This is a genomic window from Streptomyces sp. NPDC047130, from assembly GCF_040643475.1.
Classification (GTDB): Bacteria; Actinomycetota; Actinomycetes; order Streptomycetales; family Streptomycetaceae; genus Streptomyces.
Map to the genome: position 1 here is coordinate 124,738 of NZ_JBEYUK010000012.1, position 20,637 is coordinate 145,374.

Genomic DNA, 20,637 nt, shown 5'->3' on the forward strand with positions numbered 1-20,637 from the left:
CCCTTGCTCACCACCGAGTTCTACCGGGCCCCCGCCGACTGCGGCCTGGTCCGCTCCGGCGACGGCGTACCCCGTACGCCCATGCGCGTCCTCCGCGAGGAGATCCACGACCTCCTGGTGTCCGCGCCCGTCGCCGCCGCCCGGCGCACCAGGGACCCGCGCCCCGTCCACCGCGCCCTCGGCGCGGCGGGACTGCTCGCCCCGCAGTGGCCCGAGGAGTACGGAGGCCGCGGCGTCAGCCAGGTCGCCGCCGCGGTGCTCGTCGAGGAACTGGCCATGCACGACGTGCCCGACCTGCTGCACACCCTGACCGTCCAGATCGTCGGCTCCACCCTGCTCAACGTGGCGAGCCCCGCCATGAAGGCCCGCCACCTGCCCGGCTTCGCCGCCGGCACCGCCTTCGGCTGCGTCCTCTTCAGCGAACCGCAGGCCGGCTCCGACCTCAACATCCTCTCCACCCGCGCCGTCGCCGACGGCGCCGGCGGCTACAAGCTCTACGGCACCAAGGTGCACTCGCTGTTCGCCGGCCTCGCCGACTACGGCCTGTGCCTGGCACGCGGCGAGGACGACGCCTTCAGCCTGTTCCTGGTCCCCCTCCACCAGGACGGCGTCACCATCAGGGCCATCCCCGGCATCGGCGACGACGCCTTCCACGAGGTCACCCTCGACGGCGTCGCCGTCACCGCCGACGACGTGGTCGGCGAGCCCGGCCAGGGCTGGGCCATCGTCGTCAAGACCCTCGCCTTCGAACGCACCGGCCTCGACTACTACGTCAAGGCGCTGCGCTGGTACCGGGCCGCCGTCGAACGGCTCGAGGCCCACACCGACCGGCTGGAGGCCGGCCAGCACGACCAGATCGGCCTGGCCAAGCTGAACGCCCGGCTGCTGGCCGCCGGCACCCTGGTGCGCCGGGTCCTCACCCGCATGGACCGGGGCGAGCTCAACGAGGACGAGGCGGCCGCGGCCAAGTGGTACACCACCGAACTCGCCGCCGAGGTCGCCTGGTGGGCGGCCGAACTCGACGGCGACCACAGCATGACCCTCGACGACCCCGCGACCGACGGGGTGGCACACCCACTGGACTCGGCGATGCGCGAAGCCCCCGGGATGCGGATATCCGGCGGCACCGCCGAAATGATGCTGGAGACGCTGGCCCGGCTGCGTCTCGACTCCGGGGCGGAGGTACGGCCGTGACACACGAGGCACGACAGACGGCGCAGGACAGGGAGCCGGCCGAGCGGTGGCGGGAGCGGGAGGACGAGGACGCCCTCTTCCGGCAGCTCAGGCTCACCGTCCGGCAGGGCCTGGAGATCGACGCCGGAACGCCCGGCCACACCTGGGAGGCACTGACCCAGGTCGGAGCCTGGGAGTTCGCCCTGCCGATCGCGATGGACGGCCTCGACCTCGGGCAGGCCGTGCTGGCGATGGTCTGCGAGGAGGGCGGCAACGCGATGCAGCCCGTCCCGCTGACCGACACCCTCTTCGCCCTCGACCTGCTGGCAGGCCTCGGCCCCCTCGCCCCGGAGGGGCTCGACGCGGTCCTCGACCGGGTCCGGGACGGCGCCCACCCCCTCGCCGTGCCCGGCAGGCTGCCCGACCCCCGCGGCACCGTGCCGCCGGGCATCGGCTGGAAACCCGACGGGGACGACGGCGGGGTGGTGCTCACCGGCACCGGCGGGCCCTTCGCCGCCGGCGTCGGCACGGGCTCCCTCCTGGTCACCGCCTCCGGCCCCGACGGGCCGTGCGTCGCCCTGGTGGAACTCCCCACCCCGGGCGTCACCCTGCGCCCCCTGCGGGACCACGGCGGCGGCGCGATCGCCGCCGCGGACCTCGACGAGGTGCGCCTGCCCGCCACCGCCGTCGTGCTGCGCGGCGTCGCCGCCGAGCAGGCGCTCGCCCGGGCCGGACTGCGGGCCGCCGTGCACCAGGCGTCGCTGCTCGCGGGGATCACCGCCGCAGCGCTGACGGCCGTGGTCTCCCGCATCCGCAGCCGCCGGCAGTTCGGGCAGGCCCTGGTCAAGCACCAGGGGCCCCGGCTGCGGGTGGCGGGGCTCCTGGCCCGGCTCGACGCGGTCCGCTGGGCGGTCGGGGACGCCGCCAAGGACCTCGACGCCGGACGGCTGACGCCGGGGGAGGCGGCCGGCCTCATCGCGCTCACCGCCGAGACCGCGCTCGACGTCACCCGGGACGCCGTCCACCTGCACGGCGCGCTCGGCCTGGTGAAGGACGGCCCGGTCGCCGGCTGCTACCGCCGCGCCGCCTGGGAGGCCCTGCGCTGCGGACGTCCCGCCCACCTCTGGGACCTCGCCGCCCACACCCCCTGACGGCGCCCACGGGGGAAGGGGCCCCCACCCGGGAGCCCCTTCCCTCGCCCTCGCCCGCCCGCCACGCCGCGGCCAACGGATCAGTGGCGGGCGGATCCGCGGCGGGCGGATCCTCTCACCCGAGGTCCCGCCGCATCACCCACCGGTACCGCTTGTCGCTCTTCGCCTCCGTCCTCGCCACCCGGCGGAACCCGGCCCGCTCGAACATCTCCATCGTCCCCACGTACGCCAGCGTCGGGTTGACCCGGCCGCCCTCCGGGTCGACCGGGTAACCCTCCACCGCCGGCGCCCCGTTGACCCGCGCGTGCTCCACCGCGCCCTCCAGCAGCCCCGAGGCCACACCCTGCCCGCGGAACTCCTTGCGCACCACGAAGCACGTCACCGACCACACCGGCACCTCGTCCACCGGCGGCATCGTCCGCGACGAGGCCAGCCGGTCCAACTGCTCGCGCGGCGCCACGTTGCACCAGCCGGCCACCTCGCCGTCCACGTAGCCCAGCACCCCCGGCGGCGGGTCGGCCGCCTCCACCAGGGAGCGCAGGTGCTCCCCCCGCTGGTCGGCGGTCATCCGCCCGTAGTCACCGGTGGTCAGCCGCCACGCCATGCACCAGCAGGTGTGCGCGCTCCTCCGCGGCTGCAGAACGGCTTGGACGTCGTCCCATCGCCCGGCGGTCGCCGGCAGAACTTCCCATGTCATCGCGCTACTTCGCTTTCTTCTCTCGCCGTCGCGGATGCCGTGCCCGGGCCCTCGGCCCGCAGCGGCACCCGCCGGTCCTCGCGGACGGCGGCGGCCAGGACCCGCACGGCCCGGTGGCACTCCCGTCGTCCGACGTCCAGATGGGTGACCAGCCGGACCACGTCCGGTCCGGGCGCGGTCACCAGTACTCCCTCACGGGCCGCCCGCCGGGCCACGCCCTCGGCGTCCGGCACCTCGACCAGCACGATGTTGGTCTCCGGCGCCCGCACCACGCACCCCGCCTCCCGCAGCCCCGCCGCGAGGAGTTCCGCGTGGACGTGGTCCTCGCCGATGCGCTCCAGGTGGTGGTCCAGCGCGTGCAGGCCGGCGGCGGCCAGGATCCCCGACTGCCGCATCCCGCCCCCCATGCCATGCCTCAACGAGCGTGCGCGCGAGAGGTGTTCGGCCGTCGTCAGCAGCACGGACCCGACCGGCGCCCCCAGCCCCTTGGACAGGCACACCGCGAGCGTGTCCGCGACCGCCGCCCCGTACGCGGACAGCGGCGTGCCCGTCGCGGCGTGCGCGTTCCAGATCCGCGCGCCGTCGAGGTGCACCGCCATCCCGGCGTCCGCGGTCAGCCGCCGGATCTCGCGCAGGGTGGAGAGCGGGTACACGGTGCCGCCGGCCCGGGTGTGGGTCTGCTCGAGCGCCACCGCGCGGGTGCCGACGGTGTAGGCGTTGCCCGTCCGCAGGACGCGCGCCAGCGCCTCCCCGTCGAGGAGCCCCCGCTCGCCGGAGACGGTCCGCGTCTGGATCCCGCCGTACCGCGCCGGCGAGCCCTCCTCGTGGGCCAGGACGTGGGCCTCGGCGTCGCAGACCAGCTCCTGCCCCGGCGCGACCAGCAGGCGCAGCGCGATCTGGTTGGCCATCACCCCCGACGGCACGAACAGCGCGGCCGGGAAGCCGAACATCTCGGCCACCCGGTCCTCCAGCGCGCGGACGGTGGGATCCTCCCCGAACAGGTCGTCGCCGACCTCCGCGGTCGCCATCGCCCTGCGCATGCCGGGCGTGGGTCGCGTGACGGTGTCGCTGCGCAGGTCGGTCACGGTCGTCGTGGTCATGGCGGGGCGTCAGCTCCTCGGTCGTAGGGCTCCGGAGTCAGCCCGCGGGCCGCGGCCCACTCCAGCAGCGGGCGCGTCAGCTCCCAGGTCTCCCGGACGAACGCGGCCGCCCCCGCCGACGCCAGGGCCGGGCCCGGGCCCAGCCGCCTTCCGGCGTCGACGGTGCGGTGCCGCAACAGGTCCAGGCGGGGGTGGCCGGCCGCGACGCCGCGCGGCCGGGAGACCAGCCGGTTGCCGCCCACCGCGAAACCCCGCTCCGTCAGCCCGGCCACGATCGCGGCCAGCTCCGCGCCGCCGTCCTCCTCCTCGACGGCGGCGCGGTAACGGGCGACCTCGGCGCTCCCGTGCGGGTACCAGCGCCCGGAGGCGTAGAGCCCGTCGCGGTCCAGGTGGACCCAGAACCCGAGAGCGGGCAGCAGGTCCAGGTAGGCGCCCTGGTAGGTCTTGTAGGGCGACTTGTCGCGGGACATCCGGGTGTCCCGCACCGGGCCGAGGACGCGCACCTCGCCGGCGTCGCCGGCGAAGTGCGCGGAGAGCTCCGCGGCCAGTACGAGCATCGGGGCCCGCACGTCGCGCTCGTAGACCTCGCGCAGGCGCGACCGCCAAGCCTCCTTGGTGTTGTCGGCCGACAGGTCCGCGTACAGCCGCGGGGCCGAGGCCGGGAAACCGCCGAACGTCACGCGAGGTACCCCGGCAGCGGGTGACGGGCGCACAGCTCGGCCACCCGGGCGCGCGCCGCGCGGCGCACCGCCTCGGGCAGGGTCCCGGAACCCGCGCGCAGCGCGTCGAGCACGTCGGCGACCAGGTCGGCGCACTCGGCGGCCGCCGCGCGGTCCATCCCGCGCGCCGCCAGGGTGTTGCTGCCGAGCCGCAGCCCGGCGGTGGTGCGCACCGGAGTGGTGTCGCCGGGCACCCGGTTGCGGTTGACGATGACCCCGCAGGACTCCAGTGCCTCCTCGGCGACGTCGCCGGTCAGGCCGGTGCCGCGCAGGTCGAGCAGGACCATGTGGGTGTCGGTGCCGCCGGTGACCAGCCTCAGGCCGCGCTCGGTGAGCCGTTCGGCGATGGCCCGGGCGCCCTCCGCGAGCCGCTCGGCCAGCTCGGCGAAGCCGGGTCCCGCCACGTGGTGCAGGGCGCGCGCCTTCGCCGCCACCGAGGCCAGGTCCGGGGTGCCCTGGGTGAAGGGGAACACCGCCCGGCGCATGGTCGACGCCAGCGTGCCCCGCTCGGGGCCGGCCCGCCGGGCGTCCCGGCCGAGCAGGATCAGCCCGCCGCGCGGCCCGTAGAGCTGCTTGTAGGTGCTGGTCGTGGTCACGTGCGCGTGGTCGATCGGGCTCGGGTGCAGGCCCGCGGCGACCAGGCCCGCGATGTGCGAGATGTCGGCGAGGAGGTAGGCGTTCGCCTCGTCCGCGATCTCCCGGAACCGGGCGAAGTCGATGGTGCGGGGGTAGGCGCTCGCCCCGGCGACGATCAGCTTGGGCCGGTGGTCCAGGGCGAGTTCGCGGATCTGGTCGTAGTCCAGCAGCCCGTCCCGGGTGAGCCGGTAGCCCTTGGCGTCGTAGTAGCGGCCGCTGACCGACGCGGGGGAGCCGTGGGTGAGATGGCCGCCGCAGTCCAGGTCCAGCCCGAGCAGGGTGTCCCCGGGAGCGAGCAGCGCGGTGAGCACGGCCAGGTTGGCGGACGACCCCGAGTGCGGCTGGACGATCGCGTCCTGCGCCCCGAACGCCGTGCACGCCCGCTGGACCGCCAGCCGCTCGATCTCGTCGGCGACCTGGCAGCCCCCGTGGTAGCGGGCGCCCGGGTAGCCCTCGGCGGTGAGGTTGCCGAGCGGGCTGCCGCCGCAGGCCAGCACCGACGGGTCGGCGACGCTGGAGGCGGCCACCATCATCAGGGTGCTGTTCTGCCGCGCCGTCTCCCGGTTCAGCAGGTCGTACAGGGCCGCGTCGGTCCGGCGGAGCCGGTCGGCGGCGTGGCCGGCGAAGGCGGTCAGGCCGCTCCCGTCCGGCAGGGCCCGGTCCTCGGCCGCGTCGAGCGGCGCGGGCAGGGTGAACGTCATGACTGTTCCCTCCTGGAGTGTGCGGCGGCCGCGGCCCGCGTACCGTCCGGCTCGTCGGGCGGGCCGTCGGCCGGGCCGGCCGGGTCGATGGGGTCGGCCGCGCTGTCGGGGCCGGCCGGGTCGTCGGGGGACAGCGCGCCGAGCGCCTCCGCGGCGGCCACCGCGCCGGCGCCGTGCTCCTCGTCGGCGGCGATCTTCGCGGCGAGCTCCCCGACGACCGGCGTCCGGAACACCGTCCGCACCGGCACCGGCACCCCCAGCAGATCCTGGAGCAGCCCGGCCAGCCTGGTTCCGCTGAGCGAGTCGCCGCCCAGCTTGAAGAAGTTGTCGTCGGGAGCGACCTGGTCGATCCCGAGGATGTCGCCCACCGCCGCGCAGCACACCAGCTCCAGCGGGCTCAGCATCCCGCCGTCCTCGCCGTCCCCGCCGGCCGCGGCGGGGCTCCCGTCCGGCTGCCGGCTGCCGGACGTGGACGCCAGCAGCAGGCGGTCCACCTTGCCGTTGCGCGTCAGCGGCAATTCCTCGAGCACGGTGATCGCGGACGGGACCATGTAGCCCGGCAGTTGCTCCGAGAGCCGGGCGAGGATCCGCGCGCCCGGGCCCGCGCCGTCGGCCGCCACGACGAAGGCGTGCAGCCGCCGGACGCCGTGGGCGCTGGCCGGGGCGACCACCACGGCCGCGGTGACCTCCTCGTCCTGGCGCAGCGCGGCCTCGATCTCGCCGAGCTCGATCCGGTGGCCCTGGATCTTCACCTGGAAGTCGTCACGGCCCAGGATCTCGATGCCGCCGTCCGGCAGGTAACGGCCCAAATCGCCCGTCAGGTACGCGCGTTCGCCGGTCTCCGGCAGGTGGACGAACCGGGCGCGGGTGCGCTCCTCGTCGTCCCGGTAGCCGAGCGCCAGACCCACGTCGCTCGCCACGGCCATCTCCCCGACGACGCCGATCGGACGCTCGTGGGCGGTGGCGTCCACGATGTAGTAGCGCTGGTTGGTGATCGGCGTGCCGTACGGGATGCTCGTCCACGTCGGGTCGACCTCGCCGATCGGCTGGAACAGCGACCAGCAGATGGTCTCCGTCGGGCCGCCCGAACCCACCACCTGGATGCCGGGGGCCTGCGCCCGCAGCCGGTCCGGCAGCGTCAGCGGGATCCAGTCGCCGGACAGCACCGACAGCCGCAGCGACTCCAGCAACCGCGGCCCGTCCCGCCGTTCCCGCACCTCCGCCTCGCCGACCAGCAGCTCCATAAGCACCGGCACGGAGTTCCACAGGGTGACCCGCTCCGCCGCCACCAGCTCGGCCCACACGTCCGGCTCGGCGTGCTCGAACGGCGGTGGGACGACCACCGTGCCGCCCTGCGTCAGCACCCCGAACACGTCGTAGACGGAGGCGTCGAAGTGCAGTCCGGAGATCGCCAGCAACCGGTCGGAGGCGTCCACGCCGAAGCGCGCGGCCACGTCCCGCACCAGGTTGACCACGCCGAGGTGGTCCACCATCACGCCCTTGGGCTCACCGGTCGAACCCGAGGTGAAGATGGTGTACGCCATGTCCGCCGGGGTCTGCACGGTCTCCGGCCGGGTGGCGTCGCCGTCCTCGAAGTCCAGGTCGACGCGGTGCGTCCGGACGTCCGGCACGCCCTCCAGACGCGGCTCCACCCAGGACTGCGTGAGGACCGTGCCGACCCCGGCCCGGGACAGCAGGCCGCGCAGCCGCTCCGGCGGCACGGACGCGTCCAGCGGCAGGTACGCCGCCCCGGAGGCCAGGACGCCGTACACGGCCGCGTACTGCTCCCACCCCTTCTCCGTCACCACGCCCACCAGCTGCCCGGGCCGCACGCCCTGCTCCCGCAGCCGGCGGCCGATCCGCCAGGCGTAGGCCGCCAGCTCGGCGTAGGTCAGCCGGCGCCGGCCGTCCACCAGGGCCTCCGCGCCGGGGGTCCGGGCCGCCTGCTCGGCGAACATCTCGTGCAGGGTGGTGTACGGGATCCGGCCGGCGGTGTCGTTGATCCGTCGGCGCAACTCCCGCTCGGCCGCCGGGATCAGGTCGAAGCGGCGGCTGCGCAGGCACGCCGGGTCCTTCACCATCCGGTCCAGCAGGCCGACGTAGGCGCCGAACGCGGCCTCGGTGAAGCCCGGCGCGAACGCCCCGTCCACGTAGTCCCAGATGACACGCAGCTCACCGCCGAGCTCGCGGAGCTGGACGTCCAGCGACACCTGCGGGGTCTGCGAGATCGAGTAGACCTCGTGCCCCAGGTCGGTCACCGGCCGGCGGGCGGGGTAGTCCAGCAGGCTGGTCACCACCACCGGCATCCCGGCCTGGGCGCCCGCCCCGTGCAGCCGGGTGAGCTCGCGCAGCACGCGCACGCCGTTGAAGTCGCCGTGCCCGGTGTCCCGCCGCAGCTGGTCGCGGAGCGCGTGCGCGCGGTCCAGGAACGTCGCGCCGGAACCGTCCGCCGCGAGCAGCACCGCGTTGGTGAAGTCGCCCAGCACCCCGCCGATGTCCTCGTGCACCCGGGGCCGCTGGAACACCGGGTAGTTCAGCGTGAAGTCCGTCTCCTCCGCCCAGCAGCGCACCACCTCGGCGAAGGCCGCGGTGAGCAGCACCGACGGCGTCAGCTCGGCGTCCCGCGCCACGTCCTGGAAGCGCCGCCAGTCGGCGGGGGAGAGGCGGTGCTCGTGCCGCGCGAAGCGGACCTCCCCCTCGCGCGCCGGGCCTGCCGGCAGGGTCGGCGCCGGCGGCAGCTGCGGCACCCGCTCCAGCCAGTAGTCGCGGGCGGCGCGGAAGGCCTCCGTGTGCGGGAGGACGTCGGCCCGCCACCGCGCGTACTCGGCGAAGGTGAGGCCCGGCGCGGGGAGTTCGGCACCGGGGTTCTCGTAGAGGTCGACCAGGTCCGGGAAGAGCACCTGGAAGGCGCTGGAGGCGTCCAGCACCTGCAGGTCGATGCCCAGGTGGATGCGCCCAGGACGGTCGTCGCCGGGCAGCAGCACGATCCTCAGGTCGAACAGCGGCCAGGCGCCCACCGCGAACACCCGGTGGCTCATCTCCGTCCGCAGCTCCTCGAGCCGCGCCCGCGCCCCGTCCTCCGGCAGGTCGCGCAGGTCCACCACCGGTATCGGGTACGGCGGCGGATCGGTGAGCACCCGCTGCGTGCCGTCCGAGCGGCCGACCGCGCGCAGCATGTCGTGGCGGGCGACGACCCGCCGCCACGCCCCGGCCAGGCGGTCGGGGTCGAGGCCCGCGCGCTCCCACTCGAAGTAGCCGTAGCAGCCGATGCTGCCCAGCTCGACGCCCTCTCCCCGCCCGATCATCAGAGCCTGTTGCGTCTCGGTCATCGGGAAGGGCTCGGTGAGGGGCGCGGCGTCCTCGAGGGGGCCGTGCAAGAGCTCGGTCATGGTCCAACTCCACTCGCGGTAACGGGAATTCATCGGGCCGGAAGGCTGGGGGAGGGTCGCGCCGCGGGGCGGGGCGAGGCGGGGGGCGCCGCGGGACACGGCGAGGCTAGGGCGGGCCGGTTAGCCACCGGTTACGCTCCGCCCGAGCGCGCCGCCGGCGCGCCCCTCGCCCGCCCGCCGCCGGACCGCCGCACCGGCACCCCGCCGGGGAGCCGCCCGGACGCGCCGTCGGACGGCTGCTGGGGGAGCCCGACGTCCAGCCGGCCGGGGACCCGGGTCTCCGGCGGGACGTCCGGTGCGCCGTGCGGCACCGCGGACGGCCCGCCGGGCGCCCCGCCGGACGGCGGCCCGTCCACGGGGCCGTCCACCGGCGCGTCCGACAGGGAGAGGGCGAAGAGGCGCACCAGTGGGTGGAGCAGGTAGCAGGGCCGGCCCCACTCGTCGGCACCGCTCACCTGCAGCAGCGCCGCGTCCGCCATGGTCTCCAGCAGCAGCTCGGCGTCGCCCTCGGCCACCGCCAGCAGCTCCGCCGCCCGCACCGCGGGGAACGGCCGGTTCCCCAGCACGGCGAGCGCCCCGAACGCCCGGCGGGCCACCGTCGGCAGCGCACGCCAGGACGGCAGCAGCGCGCCGTGCACGTCCAGGTCGCCCGAGCGCAGCTCCCGCAGCCGGGTGGCGGGGTCGGCCAGCCGCCGGGCCAGCCGGTCGGGCGTGCAGTGCGGCCGTGCGGCGATCCGGGTGCCGACGATCCGCAGCGCCAGCGGCAGACCGGCGCAGTGCCGCACGATCACCGCCGCCGCCCCCGGCGCGGCGGCGAGGCGGTCCGCACCCGCCGCGGCGGCCAGCACCTGGTGGGCCGGCCCGTCCTCCAGCGGGTCCAGGGCCACGGTGTGCGCCCCGGCCACCGTCGGCAGCGCGGTGCGTCCGGTGACCAGCACCGCCGGCTCGGGGGTGTTGGGCAGCAGCGGCCCCAGCTGCGCCGCGCCCGCCGCGTTGTCGAGGAGGATCAGCAGCCGCCGGCCCCCGGTGCGCTCCCGGTAGCGGCGGACCAGCTCGTCCAGGTCGGTGCCCGCCTCCACGGTGTCGCCCAGCGCCCTGAGCAGGCGCCGCAGCACCTCCCCGCAGGGCCGCGCGGTGCCGTCCGGCGCCCGCAGGTCGGCGTACACCTGCCCGTCCGGGAAGTCGCCCTTGCGGTGGTGCGCCGCGTGGACGGCCAGCGCGGTCTTCCCGACCCCCGCCATGCCGGTCACCAGCACCCGGCGCGGGCGGCCGGCGTCGGAGTCCGGGGCGAGCGCCCGGACCAGCACGGCCAGCTCCCGGTCCCGTCCGGTGAAGTCCACGGTGTCCGGCGGCAGCGTCGCCGGGGCAGCCCGGCCCTCCCCGGCCGGGTCGCCGGCCGCCCTGCCGTCGGGAGCCGCGGTGCCCGCCCCGGTCCGCGCCCGGGGCGGGCGCTCCAGCGATCCGTCGAGCAGCGCACGGTAGGTCGCCCGGAGCTCCTCGCCGGGGTCCACGCCGAGCTCCTCCGCCAGGACCGCACGCCCCTGGTGGTACAGGTGGATGGCGTCGGCCTGCCGGCCGCACCGGCACAGCGCCGTCATCAGCTGACTGCGGATGCGCTCGCGCAGCGGGAACGCGACCAGCAGACCGGTGAGTTCGACGGTGAGCTGCTCGTGCCGGCCGAGTGCCAGGTCGGCCGCCACCCGGTGCTCCAGGGTCGCCGTGCGGGCCTCCGTCAGGAGGGGCGCCTCGGCCTCGGCGAGGTGGTCGGTGGTGTTCAGCAGCGGCGGGCCGCTCCAGCACGCCAGGGCCGCGCGGAGAAGCTCGCCCGCCTTTTCGTAGTCCCGCGCCAGAAGCGCTTCCCGGCCCGCGTGATCCAATTCCTCGAATTCGATCAGGTCCAGACGGGAATTGCTTATGGCCATGGCATATCCGGGGTGCCTGCGGTCGATGAGGACGTCGGCGCCGAGAATCTTCCGCAGCCGGGAGACATAGGTGTAGAGCTGGGCGCTGACCGTCGCCGGCGGGGCCCAGCCCCACAGCAGCCGGCTGAGCCGGTCGTCCGGGACCACCTCCCCGCGTGCCAGCAGGAGCGCGGCGAGCACGGTGTGCAGCTTGGTGCCGGAGAGCGGCACCCTGCGTCCGTGCTCCCGCGCCTCGACCGGCCCGAGCACTCGAAATTCCATGGCGCCCCCGTTCATGATTCGTGCGAAGAATCTCCGGGCGACGCTAGTGGCAATCGTTGTCGTCCCGTTATCGTGTCGATTTCACGGGGCCCCGGCGCGCGAAATCGCGGGAACAGGGAAGCGAAAGGGGGCGTCCCTACTGTCCTTCGCACCGCAGCAAAGCGGCAATGTCGGTCCACCGATGAGGGGGAATCGCAATGCGCAGCACTCGGACGTCGAAGCGGGCGAAGTTGGCCGGTCTGGTCGCACTGGCCGGTCTGATCGCGGGAGCCGGCGCGGGGGCCGGCTCGGCCGCCCACTCGGTCATGGCCGCGCACGACGACGACATGCCCTGGGGCGTCGTCAAGCCCATCGGCACCCCGGACGACCGGAACGGCGACATGCCCTGGGGCTGACCTCCCCAGGCCCCGGTGCTCCGCCGAAGGTCCGCCCCCGCACGGGGGGCGGACCTTCGGCGTTCGGGAGGGCCGCCGGGGTGTCCAGGAGCGGCCGTTCCGTGGAAGGCTCCGTGGAGGAGGATCTTCCGCGAGCCGCCGCGGGAGGGCAGAGGGAACGGAGTTCACCGGATGAGCGGGCGGGAGTTCGACCTGGTGCTGTTCGGCGCCACCGGTTTCGTGGGGGCGCTCACCGCCCGGTACCTGGCCGGGGCCGCCCCCGCCGGCACCAGGATCGCGTTGGCGGGACGTTCGCCGGAGAAGCTGCGCGCCGTCCTGGACGGGCTCGGCGACGGCGCCACCGGCTGGGCGACCGTCGTCGCGGACGCGGGCAGCCCCGCCGACCTGGCGGCGATGGCACGGCGGACCACCGCCGTCGTCACCACGGTGGGCCCCTACGCGCGCCACGGCCTGCCGCTGGTGGAGGCGTGTGCCGAGGCGGGGACCCACTACGCGGACCTCACGGGGGAGCCGCTCTTCGTCCGGGACTGCGTGGAGCGGTTCCACGACGTCGCCGCCGCCTCCGGCGCGAGGATCGTCCACTCGTGCGGCTTCGACTCGGTCCCCTCCGACCTGAACGCCTACCTCCTGCACCGCCGGCTGCGGGACGACGACGCCGGCCTGATGACCGACACCACCCTCGTCGCGGCGCTCAAGGGCGGGATGAGCGGCGGCACCGTCGACTCCGGCATCACCCAGCTGGAGGCCGTCGCCCGCGACCGGTCCCTGGGACGGGTCCTCGCCGACCCCTACGCCCTCAGCCCCGACCGCGCGCGCGAACCCGACCTCGGACCCCAGCGGGACCACGCACTGCGCCGCGCCCGGACCGTGGACCCCAGCCTGTCCGGATGGGTCACGACCTTCATCATGGCCTCGCACAACACGAAGATCGTGCGCCGCAGCGCGGCCCTGCTCGACCGGGCCTACGGCCCCGACTTCCGCTACCGCGAGGTCATGTCCACCGGCAGGTCCCGGACGGCGCCGGTCCTGGCGACCGGCGTCGCCGCCGCGATGGTGGCCTACCAGACGCTGGGGCCCCTCGTCGCCCGGGGAGCGGGACTGAAGGCGCTGCGCCGCCTCGCGCCCGCGCCCGGCACCGGACCGGACGAACAGGCCCGCGCCAACGGGCACTTCACCATGACCACCGTCACCCGCACCACCACCGGGGCCCGCTACCGGGCCGTGTGCGCCGCGAAGGGCGACCCGGGCTACCAGGCCACGGCGGTGATGCTCGGCGAGAGCGGACTCGCCCTCGCCCTCGACGGACCGCGCCTCCCCGCGACCGCCGGCGTCCTGACCCCGGCCACCGCCATGCCCGACGCCCTCACCGGACGGCTGCGCGCCGCCGGATTCACCCTCACGACGGAACGGATCAGCGCCTGAGCCCACCGGCGGGGGAGCGGTCGCCCTTGACGGGCTCACGCCCGCCGGGGCGGCGGCCGAGGGAGGCGCGCCGGACGGGGCCGCGCCCGATGGGCAGCGTTCGACGGGGCCGCGGCCCTGCGTCAGGCCTCCGCCGGGCCGGCCCCGTCCGTGAGCAGCCGCCGCAACTCGCCCGGCGTGAGGGAACGTTCCGTCCCCGCGTCCGCGTCGCGCACCGCGGCCAGCAGCGCCAGCACCCGGGTCCGCCAGGGCTGCGCGCCCACCTCCCCGAGCACGTCCAGGGCCCGCTCGAACCTCTCGACGGCCGCCGCGTGGTCGCCCGCCACCGCGTCCACGCAGCCCAGGTCGGTCTCCACCCGGGCGCACAGGAAGCGGTCGGCCAGCTCCTTGGTGATCTCCAGCGCCTGCCGCAGCGTGTGCCCGGCAGCCGCCGCGAGACCCAGGCTCCACTGGGCCTCGCCCAGTCCGCGCAGCGCGTGGGCCTCACCGACCCGGTCGCCCTCCTTGCGGGCCAGGCGCAGCACCTCGTGGAAGGACTCGGTGGCCTGCTCGGCCTCCCCCGCCCGCAGCCGCACCTCGGCGAGCCGGTAGAGGCCCTGCGTCTCCGCCCGGACCGACCCGGCCCGCCGGCTCAGCTCCACCGCCTCCACGGCGAGCGGCAGCGCCTGCTCGGTCTCGCCGCGGTCCAGCTCGATCTGGGCCAGGTAACCGAGCAGATGGGCCTGGTTGCGGATGTCGCCGGTCCGGGAGAACCCGTCCAGCGCGGCCCGGCAGGACTCCAGGGCCCGCTCCCAGTCGCCCTGGAACCGCGCGCACATGGCCAGGTTCCGCTGGGCGAGCGCCGCCCCGTGGAGGTCGCCGGTCCCCTTCAGCAGCCGCAGCGCGGCCATGTTCCAGCCCTCGGCCTGCTCGTAGCGGCGCTGGTAGATGGCGAGCGAGCCCAGCAGCCGCAGCATGGTGGCCTCACCGGTCCGGTCGCCGGCCCGGCGTGCTGCGGACAGTGCCGCGTCGGCGCAACGCTGCCAGTCCTCCAGGTAGTTGCGGGTCTCGAAGTGCGGCACCGCGCTCTCCGTCAGCGCCCAGGCGTACCGTGCCCGGCCGGTGCCGGCCGCGTGCACCACCGTGTCGGCGAGGGGACCGCGTTCGGAGTCGAACCAGTCCAGCGGTGCGGCCAGCAGTTCGTCCACCCCCTCCCGCAGGTACTCCGGAGCCGGCTCCGCGGGTCGGCCGACGGGGAACGCGTTCCCGTTCAGCCGCCGGTGCGCCTCCTCGGCCAGCCACAGCCAGACGCCGAAGACCCGGTCGAGCGCCTCGTCGCAGGCCCGCGGCGTCTCGTCGGCCTCCGCGCGCTCGCGGGCGAAGAGCTGGAGCAGGTCCTGGAACCGGTAACGGGCCGCCCGTCCGGGCACCGGCTCGATCACCTCCAGCAACTGGGCGTCCACAAGCTGGTCCAGCAGTTCCTCGGCGTGCCACAGGTCGGTGCCCACCGTGGCCGCGGCCACCCAGGCCGCGAAGTCCGCGGTGCGCATCAGCCCGAGCCGGCGGTACATCCGCGCCGCCTCGGGCGTGAGGTCGCGGTACGTCAGCCGGAAACCGGCCCGCACCCCGCCCTCCTCCGGACTCAGCTCGTCCAGCCGCCGCCGCTGGTCCCGCAGCCGCTCCACCAGCCCCCGCACCGTCAGGCCGGGCTTGGCGGCCAGTCGCGCCCCGGCGATCCGCAGCGCCAGCGGCAGGCAGTCGCACAGCGCGCTCAGCTGCTCCAGCGCCACCGGGTCGCTGCCGAAGCGCTCCGCCCCGGCGATCTTCGTCAGCAGGGTCGTCGCCTCGGTCGGCGCCAGCACGCCCAGTCTGATCCGCAGCGCCGTGTAGTCCCCGGTCAGGTCGTCCAGGGCCTCCCGCCCGGTGGCGAGCACGACGCTGCGGCCGCCGCCCGGGAGCAGGGGTCTCAGCTGCGTGAACGACCGCACGTTGTCGAGGACGATGAGCGTGCGGCGGGTGCTGAGCATGCTGCGGAACAGCGCGCCCCGCTCGTCGGCGTCCTCCGGTATGTGCGGGGCGGGCACGCCCAGGGCGCGCAGGAAGCGGTCCAGGACCGCGGCGGGGGAGACCGGTGGGGAGCCCTCGTCGTAGCCGCGCAGGTCGGCGAAGAGCTGGCCGTCGGGGAAGCGTTCGGCGGCCTGGCTCGCCCAGTGGACCGCCAGCGCCGTCTTGCCGACGCCGCCGACACCGGCGATCGTCGCCACCACGGGCGCGTGCGGGCGGTACGGTTCCTTCAACAGCCGGTCCAGGGCGGCGAGTTCGTTCTGCCGCCCGGTGAACCGCCGGACGTCCGCCGGAAGCTGGGCCGGTGCCGCCTCGACACCGCCCACCGCGGCCGCCGGGCCGCCCGGGGCCGCGGTGGGCGGCCGGGTCAGTTCCGGGGAGTCCCGCAGGATCAGGTCGTGCAACTGCTGGAGTCCGGGGCCCGGATCGATGCCCAGTTCGTCGTTGAGCAGCCGCCGTCCCCGGCGGAAGGCCTCCAGCGCCTCGGCGCGCTGCCCGGAACGGTACAGCGCCAGCATCAGATGCTCGCGCGACTGCTCGCGCAGCGGATGCCGGGCGACCAGCTCGCCCAGTTCCCCGGTCAGGACCCGGTGCCGCCCCAGCTCCAGCATCAGCCCGGCGCGCTCCTCCATCAGGTCGAGCCGCAGCTGCTCCAGCCGCGCGGCCTCCGCCTCGATGCGCCCGCCCGGCAGCTCGTCCAGGGCCGCGCCGCGCCATTTGCTCAGCGCCTCCTCCAGCAGGCGGCAGGCCTCGTCCGCCCGCCCGTGCCGTGCGGCGTCCCGCCCGCGCTCGGCCTCGCGCAGGAACTCCACGACGTCGATGCGGTGGTCCCCGCTCACCAGCACGTATCCCGGCGGGGAGGTGCGCACCAGGTCGCTCTCGCCGGCCTCCTTGAAGGTCTTGCGCAGCGTCGCGACGCAGATGGCGATCTGGTTGCGCGCGGTCGCCGGAGGGTCGTCCGGCCAGACGGCGTCCACGAGGGCGTCGACGGACACGGTCCGGTCCGCGGACAGCAGCAGCATCGCCAGCACCGCGGACTGCCGCCTGCCCTTGATCCGCAGCGGGATTCCGTCGGCCTGGACGACCAAGGGCCCCAGCAGGCGGAAGACGAACTGATTCAACGGCCCCCCCAAGACCTGAGTCAGGGCGGCCACGCTACAACAACGAACCAGCCACGATGAGAGGGCGGACCGTCACTCGTTGTCATCGACGGCGATTTCCCGCCCTCGGCGCGAACGCCGTCGCGGCCCCTCCCGCGGCGAACCCGCAGCGACAGGAGACGCCGCCCGCCGAGACCAGTGCGTCGTGCGCGCGGTTTCGGCCACATTGGCATCGGCCGACCCGTCGCACGCCTGTGCCCACGCAGGCGGTCCCGGCCGCGCCAACCGGAAGCCTGACCGCCGGAAACGGGGCTTCCGGCCACCCCGCCCCACCCGCCCTCCCGAGGCCCCGGCACACGGCGGGAGCAAGCGGTTTCCGGCCGCGCCCGCCGAACCGCGGGTGTCCCGCCGGCCCGGTCGCGTCCGTCGATCCGGGCGCGTCCCTCGCCCCAGGCGTGCCGCCGTTCCGGAGACGTGGAGCACCCACTGAACACGCCGCGGCCGGGACACCCTTGTCCGAGGTGTCCCGGCCGTGGCGCGGCGGTCCTGATCAGGGCTCAGGAGTCCTTCTCGTCCTCCGCGGCGTCCTCGTCCTCGACGCCCTTCAGGGGCTCTCCGGCGCCGGTGCCGCCGCCGCTGTACCCCTCGGTGGCGCTCGCCGTGCCGGGGACGACGCGCTCCTGCGCCTCCTGCTCCAGCCCGGAGTGCGCGCCGGGACCGCGGTCCGGGGTCCCGGACTCCCGCTCCTCGGCGTCGTTCCGCTCTTCGTCGGGGCTCTCGGATTCCGCCATGTCAGCTCCCATCCTCAGGATTCCGGGCGCCCGCCCGGCTCCCGGCCGGACGGGCTCGGCGCAGCAGGCGGGTACCCGCCGCGCCCGCCCGAAAACGGGGAACGCCGAGCTCAGGAGGGTCGGCGGGGCGCCGGCCCCGTGAGCCCGGACCCGCTCACCCCAGGCAGCCGATGTGGGCCAGCGCCTGCTTGAGGAGGACGCCGTGGCCGCCCGGCATCTCGTTCTGCACCAGCGGCGAAGCGGCCTCCTGCGGGCTGAACCAGACCAGGTCCAGCGCGTCCTGCCGAGGTCTGCAGTCGCCGGCGACGGGGACGATGTACGCGAGCGACACCGCGTGCTGCCGGGGGTCGTGGAACGGCGTGACGCCCTGCGTGGGGAAGTACTCCGCGACGGTGAACGGCTGCAGCGAGGCCGGCACCCGGGGGAGGGCCACCGGGCCGAGGTCCTTCTCGAGGTGGCGCAGGAGCGCGTCCCGGACCCGTTCGTGGTGGAGGACGCGGCCGGAGACGAGGGAGCGGGTCACCGCTCCGTCCGGGCCGATCCGCAGCAGCAGTCCGACGCTGGTGACCTCCCCGCTGTCGTCGACGCGCACGGGCACCGCCTCGACGTACAGGATCGGCATCCGGGCGCGGGCGAGTTCGAGTTCGTCGGTGGTCAGCCAACCGGGCGTGGTTTCGGTCATGTCAGACACGCTGGCGATCATACTTTCCTTGGTCCGTCCAGGGGGATGGCACTGCCGAGGACCCCCGCACGAGGGACCGGACCTCAGTGGGAACAAAATTGTTGACAATGCTGTCGGGCCGGCTCTACGTTCGACACGCACTCAGGGAGGGCACATGGATCCGAGCGCTCGTCCGGGCACCGGGGAAAAGGCCAAGCAGCACGCCTTGAAGCTCCTGCGGGACGCGATCCTGCGCGGTGACATGGCCCCTGCCCAGCGGCTGGTGGAGAACGAGCTCGCCGAGCAGTTCGACGTCACCCGGGCGAGCATCCGGGCCGCCCTCATCGATCTGGCGGCCGAGGGACTGGTCGAACGGATCCGCAACCGCGGGTCGCGGGTGCGGGTGGTGAGCGTCGAGGAGGCGGTCGCCATCACCGAGTGCCGCATGGTCCTGGAAGGGCTGTGCGCGGCCAAGGCGGCCCTGGCGGCCACCGAGGAACAGCTCGACCGGCTCCGCCGGCTGGGCTCCGACATGTCCAGGGCGGTGGCCGACGGCGAGGCGATGACCTACTCGCAGCTCAACCGCGAGCTGCACTCCCTGCTCAGGGAGTACTCCGGGCAGAGCGTCGCCAACGAGCTCCTGGAGCGCCTGAACGGCCAACTGGTGCGCCACCGCTTCCAGTTGGCGCTGCGGCCGGGGCGGCCGCAGAAGTCCCTGCCCGAACACCTGGCCATCATCGACGCGGTGACGGCCAGGAACCCCGAGGCGGCCGACCAGGCCGTCCGCGCCCATCTCACGAGTGTGATCGCCGCGCTGCGCGAGTGATCGCCCCGGCGGGAAGGGCGTCCGGAACCTGTCCAAGGAGGCTGGACCATGACCCGCCGGCACGACGAGGTCCGCTGCATGCTGATGCGCGGCGGCACCTCCAAGGGCGCCTACTTCCTCGCGGACGACCTGCCCGCGGACCCCGCCGAGCGCGACGGACTGCTGCTGCGGGTGATGGGCAGCCCGGACCCGCGACAGATCGACGGACTCGGTGGCGGCCACCCGCTCACCAGCAAGGTCGCCGTGGTCGCGCCTTCCACCGACCCCGCCGCGGACGTCGACTACCTCTTCCTCCAGGTCGCGGTGGACGCCGCCGAGGTGTCCGACCGCCAGAACTGCGGGAACCTGCTGGCCGGAGTGGGCCCCTTCGCCGTCGAGCGCGGCCTGGTCCCGGCCAGGGAGGGCACCACCGCCGTCCGCATCCGCATGGTGAACAGCGGCGACCACGCCGTCGCCCAGGTGCCCACCCCCGGAGGCCGGGTCTCCTACGCCGGCGACGCGGAGATATCCGGCGTGCCCGGCGCCGCCGCTCCCGTCGTCGTCGACTTCCCGCCCGGCGCCGGCCCCCTGCTGCCCACCGGGAAGGTCCGCGACGAGATCGCCGGCGTCCGCGTCACCTGCGTCGACAACGGCATGCCGGTGGTCCTGATGGCCGCGGCCGACCTGGGCGTCACCGGCTACGAGAGCCCCGCCGAACTCGAGGCCGACCGCGAACTCGCCGCGCGGCTGCGCGAGATCCGGCTCGCCGCCGGCCACCTGATGGGCCTCGGCGACGTCGAGCACACCACCGTGCCCAAGCTGACCCTGCTGGCCCCGCCCCGCTCGGACCAGGGCGCCGTCACCACCCGCACCTTCATCCCGGTGCGCTGCCACACCTCCATCGGCGTCCTCGGCGCCGCAGGCGTGGCCGCCGGGATCCGTCTCGCGGGGTCCGTCGGCGAGGGCGTCGCCCGCCTCCCGGAGAGGGGCGACCGGGTGCGCGTCGAGCACCCCACCGGCTTCTTCGACCTCGAGTCCGCCGTCGACCAGGGCGGTGACGGCGCCCCGCCGGCCGCCCGCCGCACCGCGGTGGTCCGCACCGCCCGCAAGATCTTCGACGGCACGGTCTTCCCCCGTCCCGCCGGAACCGCACGCGCCACGTGAGGAGACGCAGCGGTGACCCCGCCGCCGGGAGACACGGCACCCGCACCGGCCCGGGCCGCTTCGCCCCCCGCGCCGGCCGGCCGCTGCCGCTGCCTCCGCTGCTGCCGCTGCCGCTGCCGCTGCCGCTGCCTCTGCTGCTGCCGCTGCCTCTGCCTCTGCCTCTGCAACGACGTGTTCTTCGAGACCGGCCCGCACCAGCACGCCGTCCAGCAGACCCCCGACCGGGCGCTGATCACCTGACCGAGGCGGGGCGCGCCGCGGGCCCGGCGTGGGGCCTCACGACCATCGAGTCCTTCCCCACCCACGGCACCCCGCCGGTGGGCCGAGGCAACGGCAGGCGGGCGCCTCACCGCGCCCGACCGGGGCCCGTTCCGCGTGTGCGACGGGCCCACTCGGGCGGTGGCCGGCTCGCCACCGCCCACGACGGGACGAGCCCGAGGCGCGGGGTACGCGAGCGGGCGTGCCGCTGCGCTTCGCCGATCTTCCCCCTCCGCCCCCTGTCGGGAG

At 75.3% G+C, this 20,637-nt stretch carries 16 protein-coding genes; 7 read left to right on the forward strand and 9 right to left on the reverse strand.

Going from position 1 to position 20,637, the window contains the following annotated elements; translation table 11 throughout:
* The first annotated feature begins 3 nt into the window (after positions 1 to 3).
* Together ABZ836_RS16965 and ABZ836_RS16970 are read left to right on the forward strand one after the other, a co-directional pair.
* A complete protein-coding gene (locus ABZ836_RS16965) occupies positions 4 to 1,194 on the forward strand; it encodes an acyl-CoA dehydrogenase family protein (protein ID WP_356134518.1) in 1,191 nt (396 codons plus the stop codon).
* Positions 1,191 to 2,324, forward strand: a complete 1,134-nt coding sequence (locus ABZ836_RS16970) for an acyl-CoA dehydrogenase (protein WP_356134516.1) — start codon at positions 1,191 to 1,193, stop codon at positions 2,322 to 2,324. The genes ABZ836_RS16965 and ABZ836_RS16970 overlap by 4 nt, the downstream gene beginning before the upstream one ends.
* 115 nt (positions 2,325 to 2,439) lie before the next feature.
* Here the strand turns inward: ABZ836_RS16970 and ABZ836_RS16975 are convergent, their stop codons facing one another.
* The 6 genes from ABZ836_RS16975 to ABZ836_RS17000 all read right to left on the reverse strand — a co-directional run bounded on the left by ABZ836_RS16975 (position 2,440) and on the right by ABZ836_RS17000 (position 11,749).
* On the reverse strand, positions 2,440 to 2,928 hold the full coding sequence (locus tag ABZ836_RS16975; protein WP_356134514.1) for a GNAT family N-acetyltransferase: 489 nt from the start codon (positions 2,926 to 2,928) through the stop codon (positions 2,440 to 2,442).
* 89 nt (positions 2,929 to 3,017) lie between these two features.
* Positions 3,018 to 4,121, reverse strand: coding sequence for a GntG family PLP-dependent aldolase (locus ABZ836_RS16980; RefSeq protein WP_361142863.1), 1,104 nt, complete (start codon positions 4,119 to 4,121; stop codon positions 3,018 to 3,020).
* Positions 4,118 to 4,801, reverse strand: coding sequence for a DUF2461 family protein (locus tag ABZ836_RS16985; protein ID WP_361142866.1), 684 nt, complete (start codon positions 4,799 to 4,801; stop codon positions 4,118 to 4,120). Before ABZ836_RS16985 ends, ABZ836_RS16980 begins: the two co-directional genes overlap by 4 nt.
* Complete coding sequence (gene glyA, locus ABZ836_RS16990) at positions 4,798 to 6,177, reverse strand: serine hydroxymethyltransferase (protein ID WP_361142868.1); 1,380 nt, start codon at positions 6,175 to 6,177, stop codon at positions 4,798 to 4,800. The genes ABZ836_RS16985 and glyA overlap by 4 nt, the downstream gene beginning before the upstream one ends.
* Complete coding sequence (locus tag ABZ836_RS16995; RefSeq protein WP_361142871.1) at positions 6,174 to 9,566, reverse strand: amino acid adenylation domain-containing protein; 3,393 nt, start codon at positions 9,564 to 9,566, stop codon at positions 6,174 to 6,176. The genes glyA and ABZ836_RS16995 overlap by 4 nt, the downstream gene beginning before the upstream one ends.
* A 131-nt stretch (positions 9,567 to 9,697) precedes the next feature.
* The gene (locus ABZ836_RS17000; RefSeq protein WP_361142874.1) at positions 9,698 to 11,749 is read right to left on the reverse strand and encodes a BTAD domain-containing putative transcriptional regulator; all 2,052 of its coding nucleotides are present in this window, start codon (positions 11,747 to 11,749) and stop codon (positions 9,698 to 9,700) included.
* Positions 11,750 to 11,946: 197 nt separating this feature from the next.
* On the opposite strand from ABZ836_RS17000, the gene ABZ836_RS17005 reads away from it, so the two are divergent.
* Positions 11,947 to 12,144 carry a hypothetical protein gene (locus ABZ836_RS17005; RefSeq protein WP_361142877.1) on the forward strand — a complete coding sequence of 66 codons (198 nt, stop codon included), beginning with the start codon at positions 11,947 to 11,949 and terminating at the stop codon, positions 12,142 to 12,144.
* 171 nt (positions 12,145 to 12,315) lie between these two features.
* Positions 12,316 to 13,566 (forward strand): saccharopine dehydrogenase NADP-binding domain-containing protein, encoded by a 1,251-nt coding sequence (locus ABZ836_RS17010; protein WP_356134501.1) that lies wholly within the window; start codon positions 12,316 to 12,318, stop codon positions 13,564 to 13,566.
* Positions 13,567 to 13,688: 122 nt separating this feature from the next.
* Here the strand turns inward: ABZ836_RS17010 and ABZ836_RS17015 are convergent, their stop codons facing one another.
* The 3 genes from ABZ836_RS17015 to ABZ836_RS17025 all read right to left on the reverse strand — a co-directional run bounded on the left by ABZ836_RS17015 (position 13,689) and on the right by ABZ836_RS17025 (position 18,182).
* Positions 13,689 to 16,730 (reverse strand): BTAD domain-containing putative transcriptional regulator, encoded by a 3,042-nt coding sequence (locus ABZ836_RS17015; protein WP_356134500.1) that lies wholly within the window; start codon positions 16,728 to 16,730, stop codon positions 13,689 to 13,691.
* 536 nt (positions 16,731 to 17,266) lie between these two features.
* Positions 17,267 to 17,500 carry a hypothetical protein gene (locus tag ABZ836_RS17020; RefSeq protein ID WP_361142880.1) on the reverse strand — a complete coding sequence of 78 codons (234 nt, stop codon included), beginning with the start codon at positions 17,498 to 17,500 and terminating at the stop codon, positions 17,267 to 17,269.
* Between the two features lie 154 nt (positions 17,501 to 17,654).
* Positions 17,655 to 18,182 (reverse strand): NUDIX hydrolase family protein, encoded by a 528-nt coding sequence (locus ABZ836_RS17025; RefSeq protein WP_356134643.1) that lies wholly within the window; start codon positions 18,180 to 18,182, stop codon positions 17,655 to 17,657.
* Positions 18,183 to 18,336: 154 nt separating this feature from the next.
* Between ABZ836_RS17025 and ABZ836_RS17030 the strand changes: the two genes are divergently transcribed.
* From ABZ836_RS17030 to ABZ836_RS17040, 3 genes are read left to right on the forward strand one after another with little or no spacing between them, the layout of a single operon-like run.
* On the forward strand, positions 18,337 to 18,987 hold the full coding sequence (locus ABZ836_RS17030; RefSeq protein WP_356134496.1) for a GntR family transcriptional regulator: 651 nt from the start codon (positions 18,337 to 18,339) through the stop codon (positions 18,985 to 18,987).
* 48 nt (positions 18,988 to 19,035) lie between these two features.
* The gene (locus ABZ836_RS17035) at positions 19,036 to 20,130 is read left to right on the forward strand and encodes a 4-oxalomesaconate tautomerase (RefSeq protein ID WP_361142883.1); all 1,095 of its coding nucleotides are present in this window, start codon (positions 19,036 to 19,038) and stop codon (positions 20,128 to 20,130) included.
* Between the two features lie 12 nt (positions 20,131 to 20,142).
* Positions 20,143 to 20,370 carry a hypothetical protein gene (locus tag ABZ836_RS17040; protein ID WP_361142886.1) on the forward strand — a complete coding sequence of 76 codons (228 nt, stop codon included), beginning with the start codon at positions 20,143 to 20,145 and terminating at the stop codon, positions 20,368 to 20,370.
* Positions 20,371 to 20,637 lie beyond the last annotated feature (267 nt).

Bases quoted from the DNA above. Each gene is read 5' to 3' on its own strand.
- ABZ836_RS17035 (WP_361142883.1), top strand. From the start codon at position 19,036: ATGACCCGCCGGCACGACGAGGTCCGCTGCATGCTGATGCGCGGCGGC.
- ABZ836_RS17005 (WP_361142877.1), top strand. From the start codon at position 11,947: ATGCGCAGCACTCGGACGTCGAAGCGGGCGAAGTTGGCCGGTCTGGTC.
- ABZ836_RS17010 (WP_356134501.1), top strand. From the start codon at position 12,316: ATGAGCGGGCGGGAGTTCGACCTGGTGCTGTTCGGCGCCACCGGTTTC.
- ABZ836_RS16975 (WP_356134514.1), bottom strand. From the start codon at position 2,928: ATGGCGTGGCGGCTGACCACCGGTGACTACGGGCGGATGACCGCCGAC.
- ABZ836_RS17000 (WP_361142874.1), bottom strand. From the start codon at position 11,749: ATGGAATTTCGAGTGCTCGGGCCGGTCGAGGCGCGGGAGCACGGACGC.
- ABZ836_RS17030 (WP_356134496.1), top strand. From the start codon at position 18,337: ATGGATCCGAGCGCTCGTCCGGGCACCGGGGAAAAGGCCAAGCAGCAC.
- glyA (WP_361142868.1), bottom strand. From the start codon at position 6,177: ATGACGTTCACCCTGCCCGCGCCGCTCGACGCGGCCGAGGACCGGGCC.
- ABZ836_RS16980 (WP_361142863.1), bottom strand. From the start codon at position 4,121: ATGACCACGACGACCGTGACCGACCTGCGCAGCGACACCGTCACGCGA.
- ABZ836_RS17020 (WP_361142880.1), bottom strand. From the start codon at position 17,500: ATGGCGGAATCCGAGAGCCCCGACGAAGAGCGGAACGACGCCGAGGAG.
- ABZ836_RS17025 (WP_356134643.1), bottom strand. From the start codon at position 18,182: ATGACCGAAACCACGCCCGGTTGGCTGACCACCGACGAACTCGAACTC.
- ABZ836_RS16995 (WP_361142871.1), bottom strand. From the start codon at position 9,566: ATGACCGAGCTCTTGCACGGCCCCCTCGAGGACGCCGCGCCCCTCACC.